The sequence below is a fragment of the Streptomyces sp. NPDC002896 genome (assembly GCF_040295225.1).
GTDB lineage: Bacteria > Actinomycetota > Actinomycetes > Streptomycetales > Streptomycetaceae > Streptomyces.
This window is the reverse complement of sequence record NZ_JBEOVA010000004.1, coordinates 124,459-145,166: the sequence shown is the minus strand read 5'-3', so window position 1 is coordinate 145,166 and position 20,708 is coordinate 124,459. Positions and strand designations below refer to the sequence as shown.

Sequence of the window (20,708 nt, the reverse complement as noted above, 5' to 3'; positions counted from 1 at the left end):
GGTAGGGGCAAAGTCGGAGCAGGTAGGACAGGTCTTCGGATGTTGCGGCCGGGCTGCAGCCCGCTGGGTCAGCGGCGGGCGGGTGGGTCGATACGGAGCGCCATGGCGGAGGCCGGCTTTGAAGGCCATCGACCATGACGAGGGCGCGCGCCCAGCCTGGCGGCCTGGACGAGCGACGTGGGCGAGCGGTGCTTCGGGGTGCCTGGTGCGGCGAGCGCTGTGTGAGGTGGTCATGGGTGCGGACCGCCTGTTTCCGTCACTAGAGCGCTTTATTAGCGCGCTCTAGTGGCACGTACTATGGAGCCGCCCGCAGGGGATGTCAACAGGTTTGTCAGGACGTTCCAACAAAGCGTTTCGGTGGCCGCGACTGCGGAGCGGAGCAGCGATCAGAACGAATCGGGGGCCGAGCCCAGCCGATCAAGTGCGATGCCGACGCGCAGCGGGCCGCCGAGCTCCCGCGCGGTGCGCGCCGGCCGCGGCAGGGCGTTCAGGGATGTCCGAGGCATGCCGCGCCATCGCCGCCCGAGAGGCACTCGCCGTCGGCGTACAGGCGCATCGCCGCATCGCGCGGTTCGAAGTCGCCGAGTGGAACGCACGAGCCCTCCGAAGTCGGGCCCGTCGACGCGGAGTTGCTGCCGCACTGCGGGGAGGTGAGGTCTCGGCGTCGACATCAACGGAGCCGAAGAGGGCGCGAACGGGAGCAGGCCATCGACCGGTCCACGGCCCGTTCGATGGCCTGCTCCCGTTCGCGCGAGGTCAGCCGTTCGTCTTCTGCTCTGCCGTCTGTTCCGCCGTCGCCACGGCGAAGCCCGCGATCCACTCGGGAATCGGCTCGTAGAAGCGAGAGGTCATCCGGTAAGGGCCGGACGCCGCCAGTGACGCGAACGCCGCGATCCAGGTGCGTACCTCGTGTGCCGAGCCGCCGCCCTCGGCGCCCATCCACTCCACGCCCCAGTCGTCCACCTCCGGCAGACGGCCGCTTTCCAGCGTGTCCAGGACCTGGTTGTCCCAGACCGGGTTGATGGGGATCATCCTGGCCGAGCCCGCCGCGTAGTCGCGGCCGGCCTGGACCACGCGCTCCTCGCCCCTGGCCCGCTGCTCGGGCGTGGGCGGATGCCCTTCGATCAGCGCGTCGGCGACGCGCGGAGGGGCACCGTCGAGTACGGGCACGGGCGGGTCGTGGGACAGGCCGCCGGAGCCCAGGAACAGCACCCGCCGGTCCAGTTCGGCTGCGGCCTCGCCGATCGCGGTGCCCAGCGCGCGGATACGGCTCATCGGTCCGAGCGGCGTGGCGACACCGTTGATGAAGACGGGCACCACCGGGACGTTGCCGATCCCGTCGAACAGCACTTCGAGCGGCTGCACGAAGCCGTGGTCCACGGTCATCCGGGCCGACACGGTCAGGTCGATGCCACGGTCGAGCACCCCTCGGGCGATGGCGTTGGCTGCCTTCGTGTCGACCGACAGGGGGCCGGCGGCCGAGCCGAAGTCGCCGACGGCGTTCGCTTCGGTGGCCAGGCAGAACGGCGGCATCTCCTTGTAGAAGAAGCCGTTGTAGTGGTCGGGGGCATAGAGGACGACGAGCTCAGGGTCGAAGGCGCGGATGAAGGCGCGCGCGTTGTCGACGGCGTTCTCGACAGCCGCGAGGACCTCGGGGGCCGGGTCGTTCTTGCCGATGAGGGGGGAGTGGGACAGGCCCACTGCGGCAGCGGTCATGGCGGTGCTCCTCACTGATCCGAGTGGGACAGGTGAGACGGGTGAACGGAGGACGCGTGCGACACGTCGTCGAGCGAGTCCGGGGCGGACGGATGGATGACGAGCTTGCCGGTGAGCCGTCCGTCGATCATGAGCTGGAAGCCCTTGTGGATCTCGGCCAGCGGCAGGGTGCGGTCGATCACCGGACGCACACCGGTGGCGTCCATCAGGCTGAGCAGCGAGACCAGCTCGCTGCGGGTGCAGCCGGTCGAGCCGATGACACGCTGCTGGCGGTAGAAGATACGGCCCAGGTCGGCGGGCGGGTTCATGCCGCTGGTGGCGCCCGCGATCACGACCGTGCCGCCGGGGCGCAGTGACTTCAGCGAGTGCGACCAGGTCGCCTCGCCGACGGTCTCGATGACCACGTCCACCCGCTCGGGCAGCCGCTCACCGCTCGGCACCGCCTTGCGCGCCCCCCAGGACTCGGCCTGTGCCCGCTTCTCCTCGCTGCGGCTGGTGGCGTAGACGATCGCTCCCGCGGCCGCGGCCAGCTTGATGGCGGCCGAGGCGACGCCGCCGCCCGCCCCCTGGACGAGCACCCGGTCGCCCGCCTGGATCTTTGCCTGCGTGAAGAGCATGCGGTACGCGGTGCCCCACGCGACGGGCAGGCACGCGGCCTCGTCGAAGGAGAGCCACGACGGCTTGGGGATGAGGTTGCGGGTGGGGACGGACAGGTACTCGGCGAAGGCGCCGTTGTGCTGCTCCGACAGCAGGGCGCGGTTCGGGTCGAGCGTCTCGTCGCCCATGCCGGCGTCCGCGTCGGCGATGACCGGATGGACGAGGACCTCGTTGCCGTCCTCGTCGTAGCCCGCGGCGTCGCAGCCCAGGATGATGGGCAGCCGCTCGGGCGGATGGCCGACGCCACGCAGCGTCCATACGTCGTGCATGTTGAGCGAGGACGAGGCGACACGGACGACCGACCATCCGGGCCGGGGTTCGGGCGGGGGCACGTCGCTCAGGACGAGCCCCGCCAGCGGGTCGGTCGCGCTCTGGGAGACGGCAGTGGCAGCAAGCATGCGCCCACGCTGTCCCGCGAAACCCGGCATCCGACAGCCCGTGTGCCGCCCTGCGGAACGATGGCTGGAAGCCGCTGACCTGCAGCTGTTTCCTGAGGCCATGACCTCGACGATCGAACCCCAGGGCGTGGCCACCACGGCCCCACGCGGGGCCCTGCGGCGCCCGGCAGACTTGGCACGGAACATCGACGTCTCCGGGCTCGTCGACACCGAGGGCGGGCTGCTGGATCGCGTCATCTTCACCGACGACGATCTCTACCGGCAGGAACTCCGTCGTGTGTTCGCGCCGAGCTGGCTCTTCCTCGCGCACACCGACCAGTTCCACAAGCCGGGCGACTTCTTCACCACGTACATGGGTGAGGACCCGGTCATCGTCACCCTCGACCGCGAACGGCGGATCCGCGCGTACCTCAACTCCTGCCGGCACCGGGGCGCCCGCGTCTGCCGTGCCGACTTCGGCACCACGCGCAACTTCACGTGCACCTACCACGGCTGGTCCTACAACCTCGACGGCTCGCTGGTGAGCGTGCCCAACAAGGACGGCTACCCGGACTCCTTCGAGGCGGGGCAGTGGGGCCTGGTCGAGGTGCCGCACGTGGAGACCTACCACGGGCTGATCTTCGGCACCTGGAACCCGGAGCCGGTGCCGCTGCGCGAGTCGCTCGGCGACATGGCCTGGTACATGGACGCGATGCTGGACCACGACGAGGAGGGCACCGTCGTCGTCGGCGGCGTCCACAAGTGGGTCCTTGAGGGCAACTGGAAGCTGGCGGCGGAGCAGTTCGCCACCGACTGGTACCACGTGAACATGAGCCACGCCTCGGCGCTCATGGTGCTCTCGCCGTCAGGCAAGAAGCCGAAGGACGAGGTCGTGCACCGCACCGGCCGCCAGTACTCCGACGCGAACGGCAACGGCGCCGGGTTCCCCGTACACCCGAAGAACCGCTTCGACGCCCAGACCGTGCACAAGTGGATGGACTACGACGCCCTGCGCGCACGGCTCGGCGAGGCCCGGGTTGAAGGGCCCCTGACGAACGGGCACGCCACCGTCTTCCCCAACTTCTCCTATCTGCCGGTCAACGGCTCCATCCGTATCTGGCACCCCAAGGGCCCGGACAAGATGGAGGTGTGGGCCTGGACCATCGTCGACAGGTCGATGCCCGAGGAGGTCCGCGAGGCACAGCGCCTGTACAACCTGCGGACGTTCGGACCCAGCGGGATCTTCGAGCAGGACGACGGCGAGAACTGGAGCGAGGTCCAGGCGATCTCGAACGGTTTCATCACCAACGGCGTCGCCCTCAACTACCAGATGGGCATGGGCACCGAACGTGAGGACGGCCGCCACCCCGGCAAGACCAGTGAGCTGTACAGCGACGCGGCAGGCCGGGCCTTCTACGGACGCTGGCGCGAACTGATGAACACCCCCGCCTGGCACGAGGCCCGGCACGAAAACCGGCACGAGGCCCGGCAAGAGAACCGGCAGGAGCCCGGGCATGAGAACCGGCACGAGGCTGCCCGGCACGAGGAGAACAAATGAGTGACGGCATCCGCGTCGCGGCCCTGGACGACATCCCCCAGGGCGAGGGCATCGCCATCGACAAGGCGATCACCGGCACCGACGACAACATCGCCCTGCTGCGCGACACCGACGACACCGTGTGGGCGTTGGACGACACCTGCACGCACGAGGACGCCTCGCTCGCCGAGGGCTGGGTGGAGGACGGGTTCGTCGAGTGCCCGCTGCACTCGAGCAAGTTCTGCCTGAAGAACGGCGAGGTCCAGGGCCTGCCCGCCACGAAGAACGCCTGTCCGCACCGCGTCGAGGTCCGCGACGGCGACGTCTACCTCTTCCCGGGAGTGACCCCGTGACCGAACGTGTGGTGATCGTGGGCGGCGGCATCGCGGGCGTGAGCACGGCCGGCGCGCTGCGGGCCGGCGGGTTCAACGGCGACCTCACCCTCGTCGACGCCGGCGAGTTCCCGTACGACCGGCCGCCGCTGTCGAAGGAATTCCTGGCCGGCACCAAGGACATCAAGCAGATCGCCCTGCAGTCCCCGCAGTGGTACGACGACCAGTGCATCCGCCTCGTCAACCGGACCGCCGTCGGAGCGCTCCGGCCACGGGACGGCAAGGTCGAGCTCGCGGACGGCACCCTGCTGCCCGCCGACCGCGTGGTACTCGCCACCGGAGGAGGCGCGGCGCGCCCGCCCATCCCCGGCATCGACAGCGAACGCGTCCATGTGCTGCGCAGCGCCGACGACGCCGACCGGCTGCGCCCGGCACTCGTCGCCGGCGCCCGCGTCCTGGTCGTCGGCGCCGGCCTGATCGGGGCCGAAGTCGCCTCCACGGCCGTCCACCTCGGCTGCGAGGTCACCCTGGTCGACCCGGTGGCCACGCCTCTCGCGGTGGCGCTCGGTCCGGAACTGGCCACCTGGCTGCATGAGCTGCACCAGCGGCACGGTGTCACGACCGCGCAGGCCGCCGTGGAGTCGTTCACCGATCGCGGTGACGCCATCGAGGTCCGCCTGGCCGGAGCGACCGAGCCGCAGGTCTTCGACGTGGTCGTACTAGGCGTCGGCATGGTGCCGAACACCGAGCTCGCCGCCCTGGCCGGCCTCGAGGTGGACCGCGGCATCGTCGTCGACACCGGCCAGGTCACGTCCAACCCGGCCGTACTCGCGGTGGGCGACCCCGCCCGGACCCGCGACGGCGGCGTCCTCCTTCCGCGTACCGAACACTGGGAGGCGGCCCAGCACGACGGGGCGCGGGCGGCCGCGACGATCCTCGGCACCCCCGCACCCGCGCCGGCGGCATCCTGGTTCTGGACGGACCGGCACGGACGCCACGTCGAGGCCGTCGGGCACATGGATGCCGCCGAGCAGACCGTGCTGCGCGGCTCCTTCGACGACACGGCCTTCTCCGTCTTCGGTCTGCGCGACGGGCTGGTCGTCGCGGCCGCCGCGGTCGACGACTCCTCCGCCGTCAGGGCGGCCCGCCGGATGATCGACCGGCGCATCGCGGCCGATGTCGGGAGGCTTTCCGACCCCTCCGTGAACCTGCGCAGCCTGTTGCGCGGGTGACGTGCCGCCCTACGGCACACCGAGTACCGCCTGACCGCGGAGAAGGGATCGAATGACACCGTGAGCACTGCCACCGAGCCGACCCGGTCACGCGCAGGGACGCGCGCCGACCGCGACACGCACTTCGAAGTCGAGCAGTTCTACTACGAGGAGGCCGCCCTCCTCGACGACGGCCGCTACGCCGACTGGCTCGACCTGCTGGCCGACGACCTGGACTACTGGATGCCGACCCGCACCAACCGGCTCCGCCGCCAGCAGGCACTGTCCATCGCGGCACGCGGCGAGGCCGCGTTCTACGACGAGACCAAGGAGAGCCTGGCCTGGCGCATCCGCCGCTTCGACTCGGGCATGGCCTGGGCCGAGGACCCGCCGTCCAGGACCCGCCACCTGGTGACGAACGTGATGGTGCGACACATGGACCCGGCCGAGCACCCCGAGTTCACCGAGGACGACCTCCAGGTGCGCTCCGCGTTCCTGGTCTACCGCAACCGCCTCGAGCGCGAGGAGAACGTGTTCGCGGGCAGCCGCACGGACGTCCTGCGCCGCGTCGGCGACGGCCTTCGCGTCGCACGGCGGACCATCCTCCTCGACCAGAACATCCTGCAGGCGAAGAACATCTCGACCTTCTTCTGATCTCGCCTCACTTCTTCTGATCTCGCCTCGCTTCAAGCTTTCTTTCCGATGGGAACTGTCGTGACCGACCTCGAACTCAAGCACCACCGCGTGCCCACCTCGCTGGGCGAGATCGCCGTGGCCGAAACCGGCGAAGGGCCCGTGCTGGTGATGCTGCACGGCGGCGGACCGGGCGCCTCCGGCGTCAGCAACTACCACCAGAACCTTCCGGCTCTGGCGCGGCACTTCCGGGTCGTCCTTCCCGACCAGCCCGGCTTCGGCGGCAGCTACCGCCCCACCGAGGAGGACCTGGACAAGCGGTCCATCACCGAGATCACGGTGGACGCCCTCTTCCAGGCGCTCGACTCCCTGGGAATCGACACCTTCCACCTGCTCGGCAACAGCCTCGGCGGCGCGGCCGCCATCGCCATGGCGCAAGCGCGCCCGGAACGCGTCACCCGGCTGGTCCTGATGGCTCCCGGCGGCGGCTGGCTGCCCTTCGGCCCCACCCCCACCGAGGGCCAGAAGGAGATGTTCCGCTACTACAACGGCGGCGGCCCGACCGAGAAGAAGATGGCGGCGTTCATCCGCACCATGGTCTTCAATCACAAGCAGTTCGGCGAGGACGTCGTCAAGGCACGCTACGAGGCGTCGCTCGACGAGAGCCACATCGCCTTCTACCACCGCTACAATGCGGCGTTCGCCAAGCGCGGCGGCATGGACCCGCTGTGGCGCGACCTGCACAAGATCAAGGCGCCCACGCTGCTGCTCTGGGGCCGCGACGACCGCACGATCACCCTCGACGGCGCCCAGCTGATGCTCAAGCAGATCCGCGACGTCCAGCTGCACGTGTTCGGCCGGTGCGGCCACTGGGTCCAGCTGGAGCGGCAGCGCGAGTTCGAAGAGCTCGTCAACGGCTTCCTGGCGGAGCAGTCATGAGCGGCGGCTGGCTCGAAGGGTACGCCGCGCTGATCACCGGCGGCGGGTCGGGCATCGGCCGCGCGGTGGCCGAGCGCTTCCTCGCCGAGGGCGCGGCGGTCACCGTCCTCGGCCGCGACGCGGACCAGCTCGACGACGTCGTACGCTCCGCCGCCGACCCGAGCCGCGTCCACACCGTGACCGCCGACGTGCGCGACTCCGACCGGCTGCACGCCGCCGTCGCCGAGACCGTGGAGCGGTTCGGCAAGCTCGACACGCTCGTCACCAACGCCGGCGTATGGGACTACCAGCGCCAGCTCACCCGGCTCGGAGCCGAGGAACTCGACACCGCCTTCGACGAGATCTTCTCCATCAACGTCAAGGGCTATCTGCTGGCGGCGCAGGCGGCCTGGCCGGATCTGGTGAAGAGCCGCGGCAGCATCGTCATGACGCTCTCCAACGCCTCCTTCTACGTCAACGGCGGCGGCCCCCTCTACACCGCCAGCAAGCACGCCTGCCTGGGCCTCATGCGCGAACTCGCCTACGAACTCGCGCCCAAGGTCCGCGTCAACGGCGTCGCCTGCGGCGGCATGAACACCGACCTGCGCGGCCCGGAAACGCTGGCCCTGGGCGGCCGTTCGATCGGGGCGTCCTTCGCCAAGCGCACTGCCGACACCCCGCCCCCGCCCATCCCCCTGCACGACTCCAGCACGGACCCGCGCGACTTCACCGGCCCATACGTGCTGCTCGCGGCCCGCGAACAGAGCGGCCCCATCACCGGACACGCGATCTCCGTCGACGGCGGCATCGGCGTACGCGGATTCGCGCGCGCGGCCGGCGGAGACGAACTCTGACGACTGACGACGCTCAACGAGGAGCTGACCGTGACGAGACCCCACCCGCGCAACTCCGGCCTCCGGGTCGACCTCAACCCGGCCGCCGCGGTCGCACGCAACGCAGGACACCAGGGCGACAGCGTCGTCATCCGCTATGCGGGAGGTGACCTCACGTACGCCCAGCTCGACGACAAGGCCGCCCGGCTGTCGAGCGTCCTGGCGGCGGGCGGTGTCGCCGACGGTGACCGGGTCGCCTACCTGGGCCTCAACAGTTCGGCGTTCGTGGTGACGATGCTCGCCGCGTTCCGGCTCGGCGCCGTGTTCGTCCCGGTCAACTTCCGTCTCGCCGAACCCGAACTGCGGCGCGTCCTCCCGGGAAGCGGTGCAAAGGCGATCGTCTGCGAGGAGGGACACCGCCCGGCCGTCGAAGCGGTGCGCGCGGACACGGCGCTGCAGCGATTCCTCCTCGTGGACGACGACCCGGAGGTGCCGGCCACCGATGCAGAAGGCTGGGAGCACTGGTCGCCGCTGATCACGGCGGCGACGCCGAGCACCTCCCTCGTGGCGAAGTACGCCGACGACCCGGCCATCCTGATGTTCACCTCGGGCACCACCGGCACGCCCAAGGGAGTCGTGCTCAGCCACGGCAACGCCTGGTGGAACTCCGTCAACGTCGAGCTGCGGATGGACACGCGCCGCGGCGACGTCACGTACGCCGCCGCCCCGCTGTTCCACATCGGAGCCCTCAACAGCTTCGTGCTGCGCACCCTCGTACGCGGCGGCACCGTCGTCGTGCGCCGCTCGTTCGACCCGCAGGCGTGTCTCGACGACCTGATGACCCACCGGGTGAACTCTATGTTCGGCGTCCCGCAGATGTTCGCCGCTCTCGCCCGCGTTCCCGGAGTCTTCGACCAGGACCTGAGCCATCTGCGGTCGATCGTCGTCGCGGGCGCACCGGTACCCCCGTCCCTCGTCCAGCTCTACGCCAGACACGGCGTACTCCTGCAGCAGGCGTGGGGCCTGAGCGAGACCGCGCCCTTCGCCACGCACCTGCCGGCCGAACACACCCTGGACAAGGCCGGATCCGCCGGAATCGCCATGCCCTACACGGAGGTACGCGTCGTCGACGCCGCCACCAACGAGCCGGTGAAACCGCACGTGCCGGGGGAGGTCGTCGTCCGCGGACCCAACGTCACCGCCGGCTACTGGAACAATCCGGAGGCCACGGCGGCCGCCTTCGACGACGAGGGCTGGTTCCACTCCGGGGACATCGGCTACCTCGACGAGGACGGCTACCTCTACATCGTCGACCGCCTCAAGGACATGATCATCAGCGGTGGTGAGAACGTCTACCCGGCCGAAGTCGAGCGCGTCCTGGCCTCCATGCCGGGCGTCGTGGACGTGGCCGTGGTGGGTGTCCCTGATGAGCAGTGGGGCGAGGCCGTCGCTGCCGTGCTGACCGTTGCCGACGACACGGTGATCACCCTGGACGACGTACGCGAGTACGCCGCCCGCCACCTGGCCCGCTACAAGCTGCCCCGACGCCTGAAGCTCGTCCAGGCGGTGCCGCGCAACGCCTCGGGCAAGCTGGAGAAGGTCGCCGTCCGGCGCCTGGCGACCGAGGAGAACTGACGTGATCACGGCACCCGCTCTCCCCGTACGGTTCGTCCTGGGCCCCGGATGGGAGACGTTCGAGGAATCCGTCCGGCGCTCTGCGGCCGACCTCCGCGTGCGCCGCAACGACGTGACCGTGGACGTGCGTCTGGAACGCTGCGCCGCGGGACGCCTGCGCGACACCTACCCCGTAAGCGCCCATGACGTCGAGGTGTGGATCGGCGACGGGTGCCCGGACGGTGTACTGCCCGACCTGTTGCGGACCCTCGTGGACACCGTGCAGCGAGCCGACGCGGACTGCCGACGCGTCGTGCATGCCGTGCACGTCGGCGAGTTGGGCAGGATCGCTGCCGCGGAGTCCGCCGGTTTCCGTTACGTCGTCGACGTCGACCTCGGGCAGGAGGAACTCAGCCTGCTGGCCGCCGAACCGGGTTGGGTGACCAGCACCGACATCGACTTGGACCGCGTTCCGGGCGCCTGAGCGCTCCGTTCTGCCGCCTGCCGAGAACCCACGACGGCCCTCAGCAGGGGATACGATGCGCATCCTGTTCGCCCAGGCCCTGCCCGCCGCCGTCACCCTCGCCGCCGTTCTGACGGCGGGGTGAGTCCCGTGCCAACGGCCGGGTCGTCGGCGGCGGGTTCGAACCCGGGGTGCTGCGCGGATCAGACGTGATCGAGGCTGCGGCCCGTGCTGCGCGGGCCCAGCAGCGCCACGTCCAGGCACAACAGGACGACCAGCACCGCGGAGCCGGTGAACACGGCCGCGGCGCCGAGGTCCTCCAGGACGGTCAGCGCGACGAACGGCAGGATCACCGACGTCAGCCGGGACAGGGAGTACGCGATGCCGATCGCGCTGCTGCGCAGGCCTGTTGGGAAGATCTCGGTCTGGTAGACGTGGAAGGCGTTGGAGAATACGTTGCTGCACACGGTGAGCAGGAAGCCCGCAACGACGATCACCGCTGAGGACTCGGCGAAGCCGAACACCAGGCCGCACACCCCGATCCCCAACGCCGAAGCGACGATCAGTGTCCTGCGTTCGATCCGGTCGATCAGCGGGATCGACAGCGCCGAGCCGATCGGATAGCCGAGGAAGCTCAGGGCGGCGTAACCCAGCGACGTGGTCACGGTGAAGCCCTTCGATGCCAGCACGATCGGGGCCAGGGAGCCGAACCCGTAATAGCTGACGGTCTGCAGGACCTGGAAGATCCACCACATCACCGTGCGCCGACGGAACTCCCCGCGGAACATCTCCCGCAACGGAATACGGCGTTCGGGCTGCTCATCGGCAAGCGGCACCGGAGGCAGCTCGGTTCCGCCCCGCTCCTCACGCACCCGGTTCTCGATGTCGGTGACGATGCACTGCGCCTCCTCCTGCCGCCCGTGCACGCTCAGCCAGCGCGGCGACTCGGGCAGCCGGGTCCGCATCAGCTGGATGAACGCCGCACCCAGCGCACCGGCGATCAGCAGCCAGCGCCACCCCTCGATGCCCAGCAGCTCCCGGGACGCCACCACCCGCGCCCCGAACAGCGCCGCCACCGGCACGCCGACGAACCCGAAGGTGTAGGCGTACGCGATGTACCGGCCGCGCACGGCGCGCGGCAGAAACTCGGCCAGGTAGGTGTCGACCAGCACCAGCTCCGCGCCCAGCCCGATCCCGGACAGGAGGCGCAGCACAAGCAGCCACTCCAGGTTGGGCGCGGTGGCCGCCAGCAGGGAGAACAGCGAGTATCCGCCGAGGTTCACCAGGAACATCAGGCGCCGTCCGAAGCGGTCCGCGAGCACCGACAGTACGTTCGCGCCGACGAACATGCCCAGGAACGCCGAGGCGATCACCATGGACTTCTGCGTCGAGGTCAGCGACCACGGTTCGGCGAGCGCCGCGGCGAGGACTCCGCCGAGGAAGATCTCGTAGAGGTCGAAGAACGCGCCGATGCCGACGATGAACGTGATCCGGCGATGCCATCTGCCGGCCGGAAGCCGGTCAAGCCGTGCCGCGGCGCTCGCGGCGATGGAAGGCGAGACGGGAGTGGGCGAGGGCTGCGGGGTTGATGGGGCGCTTTCGAGCATGGGGCGGCTTTCTGAGATACGGAATCAACGCGTCGGCGGCTCGCGGCGCGGGGAGCGGTCGGCGGCCGTGGTGCCAACTCGCCGAAAGATGCGGTGTACATGAAAGTACAAGTCGTTGATCGAATTCCGGAAGAGGTTTCTCGGGGTGATCGGACAACTCCGTTGAGCAAGGAATTCGCCTCAGCGGAATTCGTGTTGATCCTGTGGATCTTTGCGGGCGGACCCCTGGAATCCGGACGACGGCCCCATCCCGCACCGAGGGTGGGCGCGAGGGCGTGATAGCACGGTAGTGATCACATAAGAAGGAGACGACGTCATCATGGGTTTCTTCAGCCGTCGCCATGCCCCCACTATCGAGTCTTCGCCGGCTGTCGGCCCCCGTACCTCTCCCGCGGCTTCCGGCACGGCCACCGCCGTCCTGGACCCCTCACTCGTGGCTCTGACCGGCCACTGGACCATCGACCGCCCGCACAGCAGGATCGGTTTCTCCGTGCGCCATGCCATGGTCACCACCGTGCGCGGGGCATTCTCCGACTACCGGAGCGATCTGTACTTCGACGGTGAGCAGCCTTCCCGGTCCCGAGCCGAGATGGTGATCCAGGTCGCCAGCGTCGACACCGGTGTGGAACAGCGTGACGCGCATCTGGTCGGCCCCGACTTCTTCGACGCGAACAGGCACCCGGAGATGGCCTTCCGCAGCACCTCCACGGTGCACGTCGGCGATGACAGCTACCGCATGACCGGGGACCTGACCATCCGCGGCATCACCCGTCCCGTCGAGCTGGACCTCACCTACCTCGGCTCGGTCGTGGACCCGTTCGGCTTCGAACGCGCCGGTTTCGACGGTACGACCACCATCGACCGCACCGACTGGGGCCTGGTGTACAACCAGAGGCTGGAGGCGGGCGGGGCCATGGTCAGCGAGAAGATCCGGCTGCAGTTCGACATCTCCGCGATCCGGGCCGCGCCGGTGGCGTAGACCCTTACTGCCGATAGAGTTGTGCCCGGCCGCGACTGGCGAGGGTGGACCACCACCGGGGAGCGGCCGACCCCGATGCGATGTGAGCGTCGACCGCCTGGGCGCCTCCGTCAGCGATGTCCCGCTGAGGAGGCCAGGACATGGAACTGCGCTACGGAACCAACCCTCAACAAGCAGCGGCACACGTCGCACCGGTGACGCACGGCAGATGGCCGGTTCGGGTGCTGCACGGACAACCGTCCTTCATCAACATGCTGGACGCGCTCAACGGGTGGCAGCTCGTGCGTGAGGCCAGCCAGTCGCTGGGCAGGCCCGCAGCCGCCTCGTTCAAGCACGTCTCACCTGCCGGCGCGGCCCTCTCCGGACCCGTCGACGATGTCACGGCAGAGCTCTACGGACTCGCCGGCGACCGCGTGGGCGACCTGACCAGCGCCTATCTGCGTGCTCGAGATGCTGATCCGAAATCCTCCTACGGCGACTTTGCCGCCCTCTCGCACCCTGTCGACACCGAACTCGCAGAGCTGTTGGCCGGCGTGGTCTGCGACGGCGTCATCGCCCCCGGGTACGCGCCCGGCACGGTCGCAACGCTCAGCAAGAAGAAGAACGGCCGCTTCCTGGTCGTGGAAGCAGACGCGACGTTCGTGCCCCCACCGTTCGAGGAGCGAGAGGTCTTCGGTCTGCGCCTGACCCAGGCACGCGACGAGGTGCAACTCTCCGCCGCCCTACTCGGCCACACCGTGGGCGGTTCACTGCCGCAGACCGCCGCGGACGATCTGATGCTGGGGCTCGCGGTACTGCGCTACACCCAGTCCAATTCGGTCTGCTATGTGCGCGGCGGGATGACGCTCGGAATCGGCGCCGGCCAGCAGTCCCGTGTCGACTGCACCCGTCTTGCCGGGGCCAAGGTCGACACCTGGTGGCTGCGGCGCCACCCGGCCGTCCGTGGCCTCGCCTTCCGGCCGGGGATCCGGCGCCAGGACCGTATCAACTGGCAGATCCGGTTCATCGAGGGCGATCTCACCCCGGACGAGACCGGGCGCCTCGCTCAGGCACTGTCCACGCCCGCCGAGGAGTTGACCGTCGACCAGCGCGAGAAGTGGAGGCGGCGTCTCACCGGCGTCGCGTTTGCCTCCGACGGCGCACTGCCGTTCCGCGACAACGTCGACCATGCCCACCGTCACGGCGTCGAGTACATTGCCGAGCCGGGTGGATCCGTCAGGTCGGACGAGGTCGAGGCCGCCTGCCGCGAACACCGGATCACGCTCGCGCGCACCGGCCTGAGACTCTTCCACCACTGATCCAGCCCTGATCCACCACTGACGAACACCAGGTCCCTGATGTGGCACACGCCGTATCAGCGGCCGCTCCCCACGCGTCCCGTGGTAGGGCGCGAGGCCGTCCGTCCTCCGCCGACCGGGCCGTGGTCCTCACCGCGGCCCGCGGACAGCGCCCTCAATAGGGCCCGGGCCACGGCGTCGTTCTGCCGGAACGCCGGGGCGTTGGTGCGGGGACGGGCGAAGGCGGCGACGCCGCGGACGTTCGTCGGGGCGCCGAGTGCGATCCGGCGGGGGTGAGGGCCGCCGAGCGACGGGTCGATGACGTGGCTCGCGCCGTCCGTCGTCACCGTCAGCAGACCGGAACGGTGAGTGTGCGTGGGGTCGCTGATGACCTCCTCGCTGAGGGCACCCGCGCCGTGCAGGCCCCGCAGCAGCGGGTCCTCGGTACGGCCCAGGGAGGCCCCCGGAAGGTACGCCTCTATCAGCGCGGTCGCCGTCACGGTGTGCCCGGGGACCGTGGGGCTGGATGCGGTGAAGGTGCCGCTGTCCTCGTCGGTACCGACCCGCAGGCCTGCGCCGAGGAAGCGGACGACACCCGCCCGGGACAGGGCGAGCAGCTCGCGCAGCCGGAAGCCGGGCGGACCGGAGGCCAGGAAGCTGAAGAAGCCCTGCCACCAGCCGTCGAGCTCTTCGGCGATGGACCGGGCGGTCAGCCGTCCCGACGCGACCAGGCGCGGCAGTTGCCCGTAGACGGAGAGCAGGGCGAGGAACGCGCCGAGGTCGGCACTGTGTGCGCGATCCTCGCGGCGTGCGACGTCCTGGGCGATGTAGGTGCGCAGGTGTTCCTGGAAGGCGTCAGGGGTCGGGAAGGTCAGGCCGTCCAGCGGGCGGTCCAGCGTCTCGAAGTTCAGACGGTCCGCCGGATCGGGCACAGCCCCCGCGACGAGTGCGGTCATCTCGTCGGAGTACCAGTCGAGGCGGTCGTAGGCCGCGAGGAACTCCGGCCACGGCAGGGCGGTGCGCTCGGGGTGGGCGTGGAACAGCTCGTGGTAGTGCGCGAAGCCGATCTCCTTGGCCATCAGCGGCCACACGTCGCGCCGCAGGTCGAGCGGCCGTCCCTCGGTGAGCAGGGCGTCCACCGCGTCGGGCCCGAAGTGGCGCGGCAGCGGCGGCCGCGGGCCCTGGAGCTGGTAGCGGGTCTTGGAGTGGTATGGGACGCCGCGGCGCGACCCGACGTACACGACGGGCTCGCGGCCCGACGGCAGATACGTGAGGCTGCCGTCGGCCTCCGTGCGGTAGGTGCCGCCTCGTCCCTCGGTCAGCAGCACCAGCAGATCGACGAAGGCCAGCCCGAAACCGCGCAGGATGACGTGCTCGCCCGGCCGCAGCGCCGACAGCTCGACGTCGGACGAGAACGCCGGCGGGAGGTGGAAGCGCCCGTGGCGGCGGGCGAACCGGGACAGTTCGCGGTGCCCGGACTCAGGCACGGCGTCCAAATGGCCCTGCGTGAGGAGGACCAGGTCGGCCGGGAGCGGCGTCGCCCGGTCGGCCAGGTGCAGCTGCTGGGGCCCGTCCGGCGGGCCCGTCACGGCGGTCGCCGTGGTGCGGTGCCACTCGACCGTGACGTGCGGCGGGAGTTCGGTGAGCGTCCGGCGGAACACCCAGTCCAGGTAGGCGCTTTGGGCGCGCCGGGTGGCGAAGTCGCTCCCGGCGAGCCCGCGCAGCTCGTCCAGGACGTCCGGGTCGGCGGGCTCCGCGTACGGCGCGAAACGCACGTCCCCACCGGAGAACTGCGCGGCCCACTCGGCCAGCGTGGGCCCGAGCCGTACCGGACCGTCGATGAGCGAGGACTCGTCCGTGAACATGGTCACGTCCTCGGCCATGGAGTTCATGCGCAGCAGCGGCGACTGCTCGTGCCGCCACACCCTGCCGGGCCCCGGTGGATGCGGGTCGATCAGATGGATGTGCAGGGGCGAGCCGTTCCACAGCTCGGGCGCGTTGGCGGCGATGCGTTCCAGTACGCCCGTGGCGCGCGGGCCCGCGCCGACGACGGCCAGGACGGCGGCGGGTCCGGTGGTCGTCGGTGCGGTGATCACCGGTGCGTCGGTCACCGGTCACCGCCGGTCGCGGGCCGGGCGTCGGCGGCGGTCGCCGCGCGCAGGCGGGTAGGTATGGCGGCTAGCTGTCCGCGCAGCCGTTGCAGCGGGGTGGGCGGCAGCTCTCGGGCGTTGCCGCGCGCGTAGTACCGCTCGACGTAGAACTGCCCGGCGCTGAGCACGGTGGTGACGGCTATGTACCAGAGTGTGGCGACCATGAGCAGCGGGATGACCTGGTACGTCTGGTTGTAGACCAGCTGCACCGAGTACAGCAGGTCGTGCACGGCCAGCACGCTGACGATGCTGGTGCCCTTGAGTGTGCCGATCAGCATGTTCCCGGCGGTCGGCACGATGGACCGCATCGCCTGCGGAATGACGATCCGGCGCAGGGTGCGCGATCTGCTGAGACCGAGTGCCTGGGCGGCCTCCGTCTGGCCGGATTCCACGGAGAGGATGCCGCCGCGCACCACCTCGGCGGCGTATGCGGCCTCGTGCAGTGTCAGCCCGATCACGGCGGTGAGGGTGGGGCCGAACAGATTGACCGTCTTGACGGTGACGAACTCCGGGCCGAAGGGGATGCCCAAGCCGAGCGTCGGGTAGAGGGCGCCGATGTTGAACCAGAACAGCAGCTGCACCAGCAGCGGGGTGGAGCGGAAGATCCACACGTAGCCCCAACTCAGCGTGCGTAGCACCGGGTTGCCGGACAGCCGCATCACTGCCAGCGGGGTGCCGAGCAGAAAGCCGAGCACCATCACCGCGCCGGTCAGCCACAGAGTCAGCAGCAGCCCGTCGAGCACGGCGGCCGTGGTGAAGTACCGGCCCACCACGCCCCATTGGAACGCGGGGTTGCGGACGACGGAATTCAGCACCATCGCGAAGACCAGAAGCGCCGCGGTGGCCGCCAGCCAGCGGCCGACACGGCGGCGCGGCACGATGCGCGGCAGGTCGTCGCGGTCGGAACTGACGGCCGGCAGGTCTTTGGTGACAAGGTCCTTGTCGGCCGGGTCTTTGGCGACCAGGTCTTTGTCGGCCGGAATGGATCCGGCCTGGGTAGTGGTGACTTCGGAAGGCGAGACCATCGGGGGCTCTCCGGGAGAGGGAGTTGCGGGCGTGGGAGACCATTCGGTGGCACACGTACGCAGACATCGCGCGGATACAGAGCAGGCATCGGAGCAGGCGGACACTGCGCGGACACGGTGCGGGCGGCACTGCCCGCGTACGGTGTGCGGCCGGGGCCTGGCGTCATCACGTTCGCCGCGTCCCTCAACGCGGCCGGAGAGGCTCCGCGCGAGACGGAGCCGGTCCGCCGTCGATCGTATGTGCCACCGGCCCGGATGTGTCAACAGGGCCCGGGGACCGGTCAACGCCCGTCCGGTATGCGGGCGGTGGTTGACGGAACACAGAATGTACTGCTCAATTGACCGCATGAATGCCGATCAGCGTCTGGTCACGCGCGATCACATCGACTTCGGTCGGGTGTGGTCCGCAGCGTGTTGCGCCTGACTCGGCAGCGGGCTGTCTGACCGGCCCTTCCCTCCCTCGGTGAACCCGTCGCGGGCCGAGTCCCACCTTCGCACCATCGCCGTACACATGCGCTGACAGGCGTACCGGCGGTTCTGCGAGCCCGGACGCACGCTGCCGCCGCTCCACTTACGCCCGAGGCCCATGCCCCCGGCGTCATCACTCATCGCTCCTGCTTCACGCCGCACCCTCGCGTTCATCTCGCCTTCCTGAATCACCGTCACATATGAACGCGACAAGGGCTGCTTCGTCCTGCCCGCGTGCGGCTCACCACCCTTGAGGACTTGAGGAAAGGCCATCTCCCATGCCCGTGGAGTTCCTCGGCATCGCCGCCACCAACGACGGGTCCGAGACGACCCCGCGCTCCGGCGCCGCATTCGACAAGGAGTACACGCTGCGGCTCGCCCGGGCGCACGAGGACCACGGCTGGGACCGGGTGCTGTTTGCGTACGGCTCCGGGTCGCCGGATCCCGCGCCGGCCGCCGCGTTCATCGCGAGCCGTCTGGACACCCTGCAGATCCTGCTCGCCCACCGGCCGAACGTCTCGTACCCCACCTTCGCCGCCAAGACCTTCGCCACCCTCGACCAGATCAGCGAGGGGCGGCTGACCGTCCACTTCATCACCGGCGGCAACGACCACGAGCAGGGCCGCGAGGGCGACACCCTTACCAAGGACCAGCGCTACACCCGCACCCGCGAGTACATCCAGATCGTCAAGAAGATCTGGACCACCCATGAGCCCTTCGACCACGAGGGCGAGCACTACCGCTTCCACGACTTCGTCAGCGACGTCTTCCCCGTCCAGCAGCCCAGGCCCGGGGTCTCCTTCGGCGGCTCCTCACCGGCGGCGTACGCGGCCGGGGGCGCCGAGGCCGACATCTACTGCCTGTGGGGCGAACCCCTGGAGAAGACCGCCGAGCAGATCGCGCAGGTGAAGGCCGCCGCGGCAGCCGCGGGCCGCACCGACGTCCCGCGCATCCAGGTCGCCTTCCGGCCGATCATCGCCCCGACCGAGGAACTGGCCTGGGAGAAGGCCCACCGCACGGTCGGCGCCATCAGGGAACGGGGTGAGGCGGGACTCAAGCGGCGCCACCGCACCGGTGCCCCGCAAAACACCGGCTCGCAGCGGCTGATCGCCATCGCCGAGGCGGGGGAGCGCTATGACCGCGCACTGTGGACGCCGACCGCGGCCGCCACCGGCGGCGCGGGCAACTCCAACGCCCTGGTCGGCACCCCGGAGACGGTCGCCCAGGCGCTCCTCGACTACTACGACCTGGGCGTCGACATCCTCTCCGCCCGCGGCTACGACCTGCTCGGGGACGCCATCGACTTCGGACGGTACGTGATCCCGATCGTCCGCGAGGAGGTCGCCAAGCGCGACGCCGAGCGCGCGGCGCGGGGCCCGGGGGCCCTTGCGGCGGTGCGTGCATGACCTCCGTCGCACAGCCACCGTCCTCAGCGGAGCTGACGGTTATTCAGGTACCTGTGTCGGACCCTCTCGTGAAGCCGCTGTTGCGCGAACTCGGCGACGAGTACTCGAGCAGGTACGGCAAGGACGCCCACGCCGAGCTCGCCCGCTACCCCGACGGGGAGTTCACCCCGGCGCACGGCGGCGTGCTGCTCCTGCTGCTGGAGCGCGGCGAGCCGGTCGCGGGCGGCGCCTTCCGCCGGTACGACGAGACCACCGCCGAGCTGAAGAGGATCTGGACGCACTCCGCGCACCGCCGGCGCGGCCTCGCCCGCCGGGTCGTGGCCGAGCTGGAGCGGGAGGCCCGCGCCCGGGGCTACCGGCGGATCTACCTGACCACCGGGCCCCGCCAGCCCGAGGCCCGCGGCCTCTATCTGGACACCGGCTACACCCCCCTCTTCGACACGGGCGCCGACCCGGAAACCATCGGCCCGCTGCCCTTCGAGAAGCACCTCTCCACCCACGTCTCCACCGACATACGCACCTGAAAGGCCTCGGCCCCGTGAACCTCCCAGGAACCAGAACCCGTCTGCGTCTCGCTGCCGCCTCCGTCGCGCTGCTGCCCCTGCTGGCACTGACCGCGTGCGGCTCCGGCACAGCCGACGCGAGCGCTCCCGCAGGCGCCAAGGCTTCACCCGCGCCGAGCGACAACCCGGTCGCCTCCGTACAGAAGGTGGACTCCGTCGCCGCCCTGCTGCCCGCCGACGTACGCAAGGCGGGCACCCTGCGCGTCGGCAGCTCCATCGGGTTCCCGCCCGGGGCGTACTACCCGAACGGGACCGGCAAGCCGCCCGCCGGCCAGGACATCGACCTCGCGGACGCCGTGGCCAAGGTCCTCGGCGTCAAGCTGGAACGCCAGGACGCCTCCTTCGAGACGATCCTGCCCGCCCTCGGCAGCGGCAAGTACGACTTCGGGACCGGCAACTTCGGCGTCACCACCGAACGCCTGAAGACCATCGACTTCGTCACCTACATCAACGACGGCCAGGGCTTCGCCGTGAAGAAGGGCAACACGAAGCTCGGGACGAAGGTCACCGAACTGACCCAGCTGTGCGGGCTGACCATCGGCACCGGCGCCGGCACCACGTTCGAGGCGACCCTCGAGGCGCAGAAGGGCGTGTGCGCCAAGGTGGGCAAGAAGCCGTACGACGTGAAGGTCTTCTCGGAGAACGGCGCGACCCTCACTGCGCTCCAGCAGGGCCGGATCGACGTGATCATGTCCACCATCAACGGCCTGCGCTACCAGGCCGCCCAGCCCGCCGCGGGGACCACCTTCCTGGGCGAGTTCCACCGGCTCGACGTCGGCTTCGCCTTCAAGAAGGGCTCCAAGCTCACCCCCGCCTTCCAGGCCGCCGTCAACCAGCTGATCAAGGACGGCACGTACGCCCGGATCCTCAAGAAGTGGGGCACCAGCGCCTCCGCGATCGAGGAGTCGCGTATCAACCCGCCCGAGCAGAAGTAGAGGCGGC

At 70.0% G+C, this 20,708-nt stretch carries 18 protein-coding genes and 1 riboswitch; of the genes, 13 read left to right on the top strand and 5 right to left on the bottom strand.

Annotated features, from left to right (window positions below; all coding sequences use genetic code 11):
- Positions 1-756 precede the first annotated feature (756 nt).
- Together ABT009_RS07740 and ABT009_RS07735 are read right to left on the bottom strand one after the other, a co-directional pair.
- Positions 757-1,716, bottom strand: coding sequence for a 3-carboxyethylcatechol 2,3-dioxygenase (locus tag ABT009_RS07740; protein WP_351290707.1), 960 nt, complete (start codon positions 1,714-1,716; stop codon positions 757-759).
- Positions 1,717-1,727: 11 nt separating this feature from the next.
- A complete protein-coding gene (locus ABT009_RS07735; protein WP_351290705.1) occupies positions 1,728-2,771 on the bottom strand; it encodes a zinc-binding dehydrogenase in 1,044 nt (347 codons plus the stop codon).
- A gap of 100 nt (positions 2,772-2,871) precedes the next feature.
- Between ABT009_RS07735 and ABT009_RS07730 the strand changes: the two genes are divergently transcribed.
- From ABT009_RS07730 to ABT009_RS07695, 8 genes are read left to right on the top strand one after another with little or no spacing between them, the layout of a single operon-like run.
- The gene (locus ABT009_RS07730; protein ID WP_351290703.1) at positions 2,872-4,308 is read left to right on the top strand and encodes an aromatic ring-hydroxylating dioxygenase subunit alpha; all 1,437 of its coding nucleotides are present in this window, start codon (positions 2,872-2,874) and stop codon (positions 4,306-4,308) included.
- Positions 4,305-4,640 carry a non-heme iron oxygenase ferredoxin subunit gene (locus ABT009_RS07725; RefSeq protein ID WP_351290701.1) on the top strand — a complete coding sequence of 112 codons (336 nt, stop codon included), beginning with the start codon at positions 4,305-4,307 and terminating at the stop codon, positions 4,638-4,640. The genes ABT009_RS07730 and ABT009_RS07725 overlap by 4 nt, the downstream gene beginning before the upstream one ends.
- Positions 4,637-5,851 carry an NAD(P)/FAD-dependent oxidoreductase gene (locus ABT009_RS07720; RefSeq protein WP_351290699.1) on the top strand — a complete coding sequence of 405 codons (1,215 nt, stop codon included), beginning with the start codon at positions 4,637-4,639 and terminating at the stop codon, positions 5,849-5,851. The genes ABT009_RS07725 and ABT009_RS07720 overlap by 4 nt, the downstream gene beginning before the upstream one ends.
- Positions 5,852-5,911: 60 nt before the next feature.
- Complete coding sequence (locus tag ABT009_RS07715; protein WP_351290697.1) at positions 5,912-6,484, top strand: 3-phenylpropionate/cinnamic acid dioxygenase subunit beta; 573 nt, start codon at positions 5,912-5,914, stop codon at positions 6,482-6,484.
- Between the two features lie 48 nt (positions 6,485-6,532).
- Positions 6,533-7,402 carry an alpha/beta fold hydrolase gene (locus ABT009_RS07710; protein WP_351290695.1) on the top strand — a complete coding sequence of 290 codons (870 nt, stop codon included), beginning with the start codon at positions 6,533-6,535 and terminating at the stop codon, positions 7,400-7,402.
- Positions 7,399-8,235: a 3-(cis-5,6-dihydroxycyclohexa-1,3-dien-1-yl)propanoate dehydrogenase gene (hcaB, locus tag ABT009_RS07705; RefSeq protein WP_351290693.1), complete on the top strand. Its 837-nt coding sequence runs from the start codon at positions 7,399-7,401 to the stop codon at positions 8,233-8,235. Before ABT009_RS07710 ends, hcaB begins: the two co-directional genes overlap by 4 nt.
- A 30-nt stretch (positions 8,236-8,265) precedes the next feature.
- On the top strand, positions 8,266-9,849 hold the full coding sequence (locus ABT009_RS07700) for a long-chain-fatty-acid--CoA ligase (RefSeq protein ID WP_351290691.1): 1,584 nt from the start codon (positions 8,266-8,268) through the stop codon (positions 9,847-9,849).
- A 1-nt stretch (position 9,850) separates the two neighbouring features.
- Positions 9,851-10,312, top strand: coding sequence for a hypothetical protein (locus ABT009_RS07695; protein WP_351290689.1), 462 nt, complete (start codon positions 9,851-9,853; stop codon positions 10,310-10,312).
- Positions 10,313-10,494: 182 nt separating this feature from the next.
- Here ABT009_RS07695 and ABT009_RS07690 read toward each other — a convergent pair whose 3' ends face one another.
- Positions 10,495-11,898 (bottom strand): MFS transporter, encoded by a 1,404-nt coding sequence (locus ABT009_RS07690; RefSeq protein ID WP_351290687.1) that lies wholly within the window; start codon positions 11,896-11,898, stop codon positions 10,495-10,497.
- Positions 11,899-12,217: 319 nt separating this feature from the next.
- Between ABT009_RS07690 and ABT009_RS07685 the strand changes: the two genes are divergently transcribed.
- The gene (locus tag ABT009_RS07685; RefSeq protein ID WP_351290685.1) at positions 12,218-12,877 is read left to right on the top strand and encodes a YceI family protein; all 660 of its coding nucleotides are present in this window, start codon (positions 12,218-12,220) and stop codon (positions 12,875-12,877) included.
- A gap of 21 nt (positions 12,878-12,898) precedes the next feature.
- Positions 12,899-12,987, top strand: a riboswitch (ZMP/ZTP riboswitch).
- 30 nt (positions 12,988-13,017) lie between these two features.
- Positions 13,018-14,175: a phosphoribosylaminoimidazolecarboxamide formyltransferase gene (locus tag ABT009_RS07680; protein WP_351290683.1), complete on the top strand. Its 1,158-nt coding sequence runs from the start codon at positions 13,018-13,020 to the stop codon at positions 14,173-14,175.
- A 56-nt stretch (positions 14,176-14,231) separates the two neighbouring features.
- On the opposite strand, the gene ABT009_RS07675 is transcribed toward ABT009_RS07680, so the two are convergent.
- Positions 14,232-16,265, bottom strand: a complete 2,034-nt coding sequence (locus ABT009_RS07675; RefSeq protein ID WP_351290681.1) for an FAD/NAD(P)-binding protein — start codon at positions 16,263-16,265, stop codon at positions 14,232-14,234.
- Positions 16,262-17,329 (bottom strand): amino acid ABC transporter permease, encoded by a 1,068-nt coding sequence (locus ABT009_RS07670; RefSeq protein ID WP_351290679.1) that lies wholly within the window; start codon positions 17,327-17,329, stop codon positions 16,262-16,264. The genes ABT009_RS07675 and ABT009_RS07670 overlap by 4 nt, the downstream gene beginning before the upstream one ends.
- 746 nt (positions 17,330-18,075) lie before the next feature.
- Between ABT009_RS07670 and ABT009_RS07665 the strand changes: the two genes are divergently transcribed.
- From ABT009_RS07665 to ABT009_RS07655, 3 genes are read left to right on the top strand one after another with little or no spacing between them, the layout of a single operon-like run.
- The gene (locus tag ABT009_RS07665; RefSeq protein WP_351290677.1) at positions 18,076-19,203 is read left to right on the top strand and encodes an LLM class flavin-dependent oxidoreductase; all 1,128 of its coding nucleotides are present in this window, start codon (positions 18,076-18,078) and stop codon (positions 19,201-19,203) included.
- Complete coding sequence (locus ABT009_RS07660; protein WP_351290675.1) at positions 19,200-19,727, top strand: GNAT family N-acetyltransferase; 528 nt, start codon at positions 19,200-19,202, stop codon at positions 19,725-19,727. The genes ABT009_RS07665 and ABT009_RS07660 overlap by 4 nt, the downstream gene beginning before the upstream one ends.
- A gap of 14 nt (positions 19,728-19,741) precedes the next feature.
- Entirely contained in the window at positions 19,742-20,701 is a 960-nt protein-coding gene (locus ABT009_RS07655; RefSeq protein WP_351290673.1) for an ABC transporter substrate-binding protein, read from the top strand.
- The last annotated feature ends 7 nt before the right edge of the window (positions 20,702-20,708 follow it).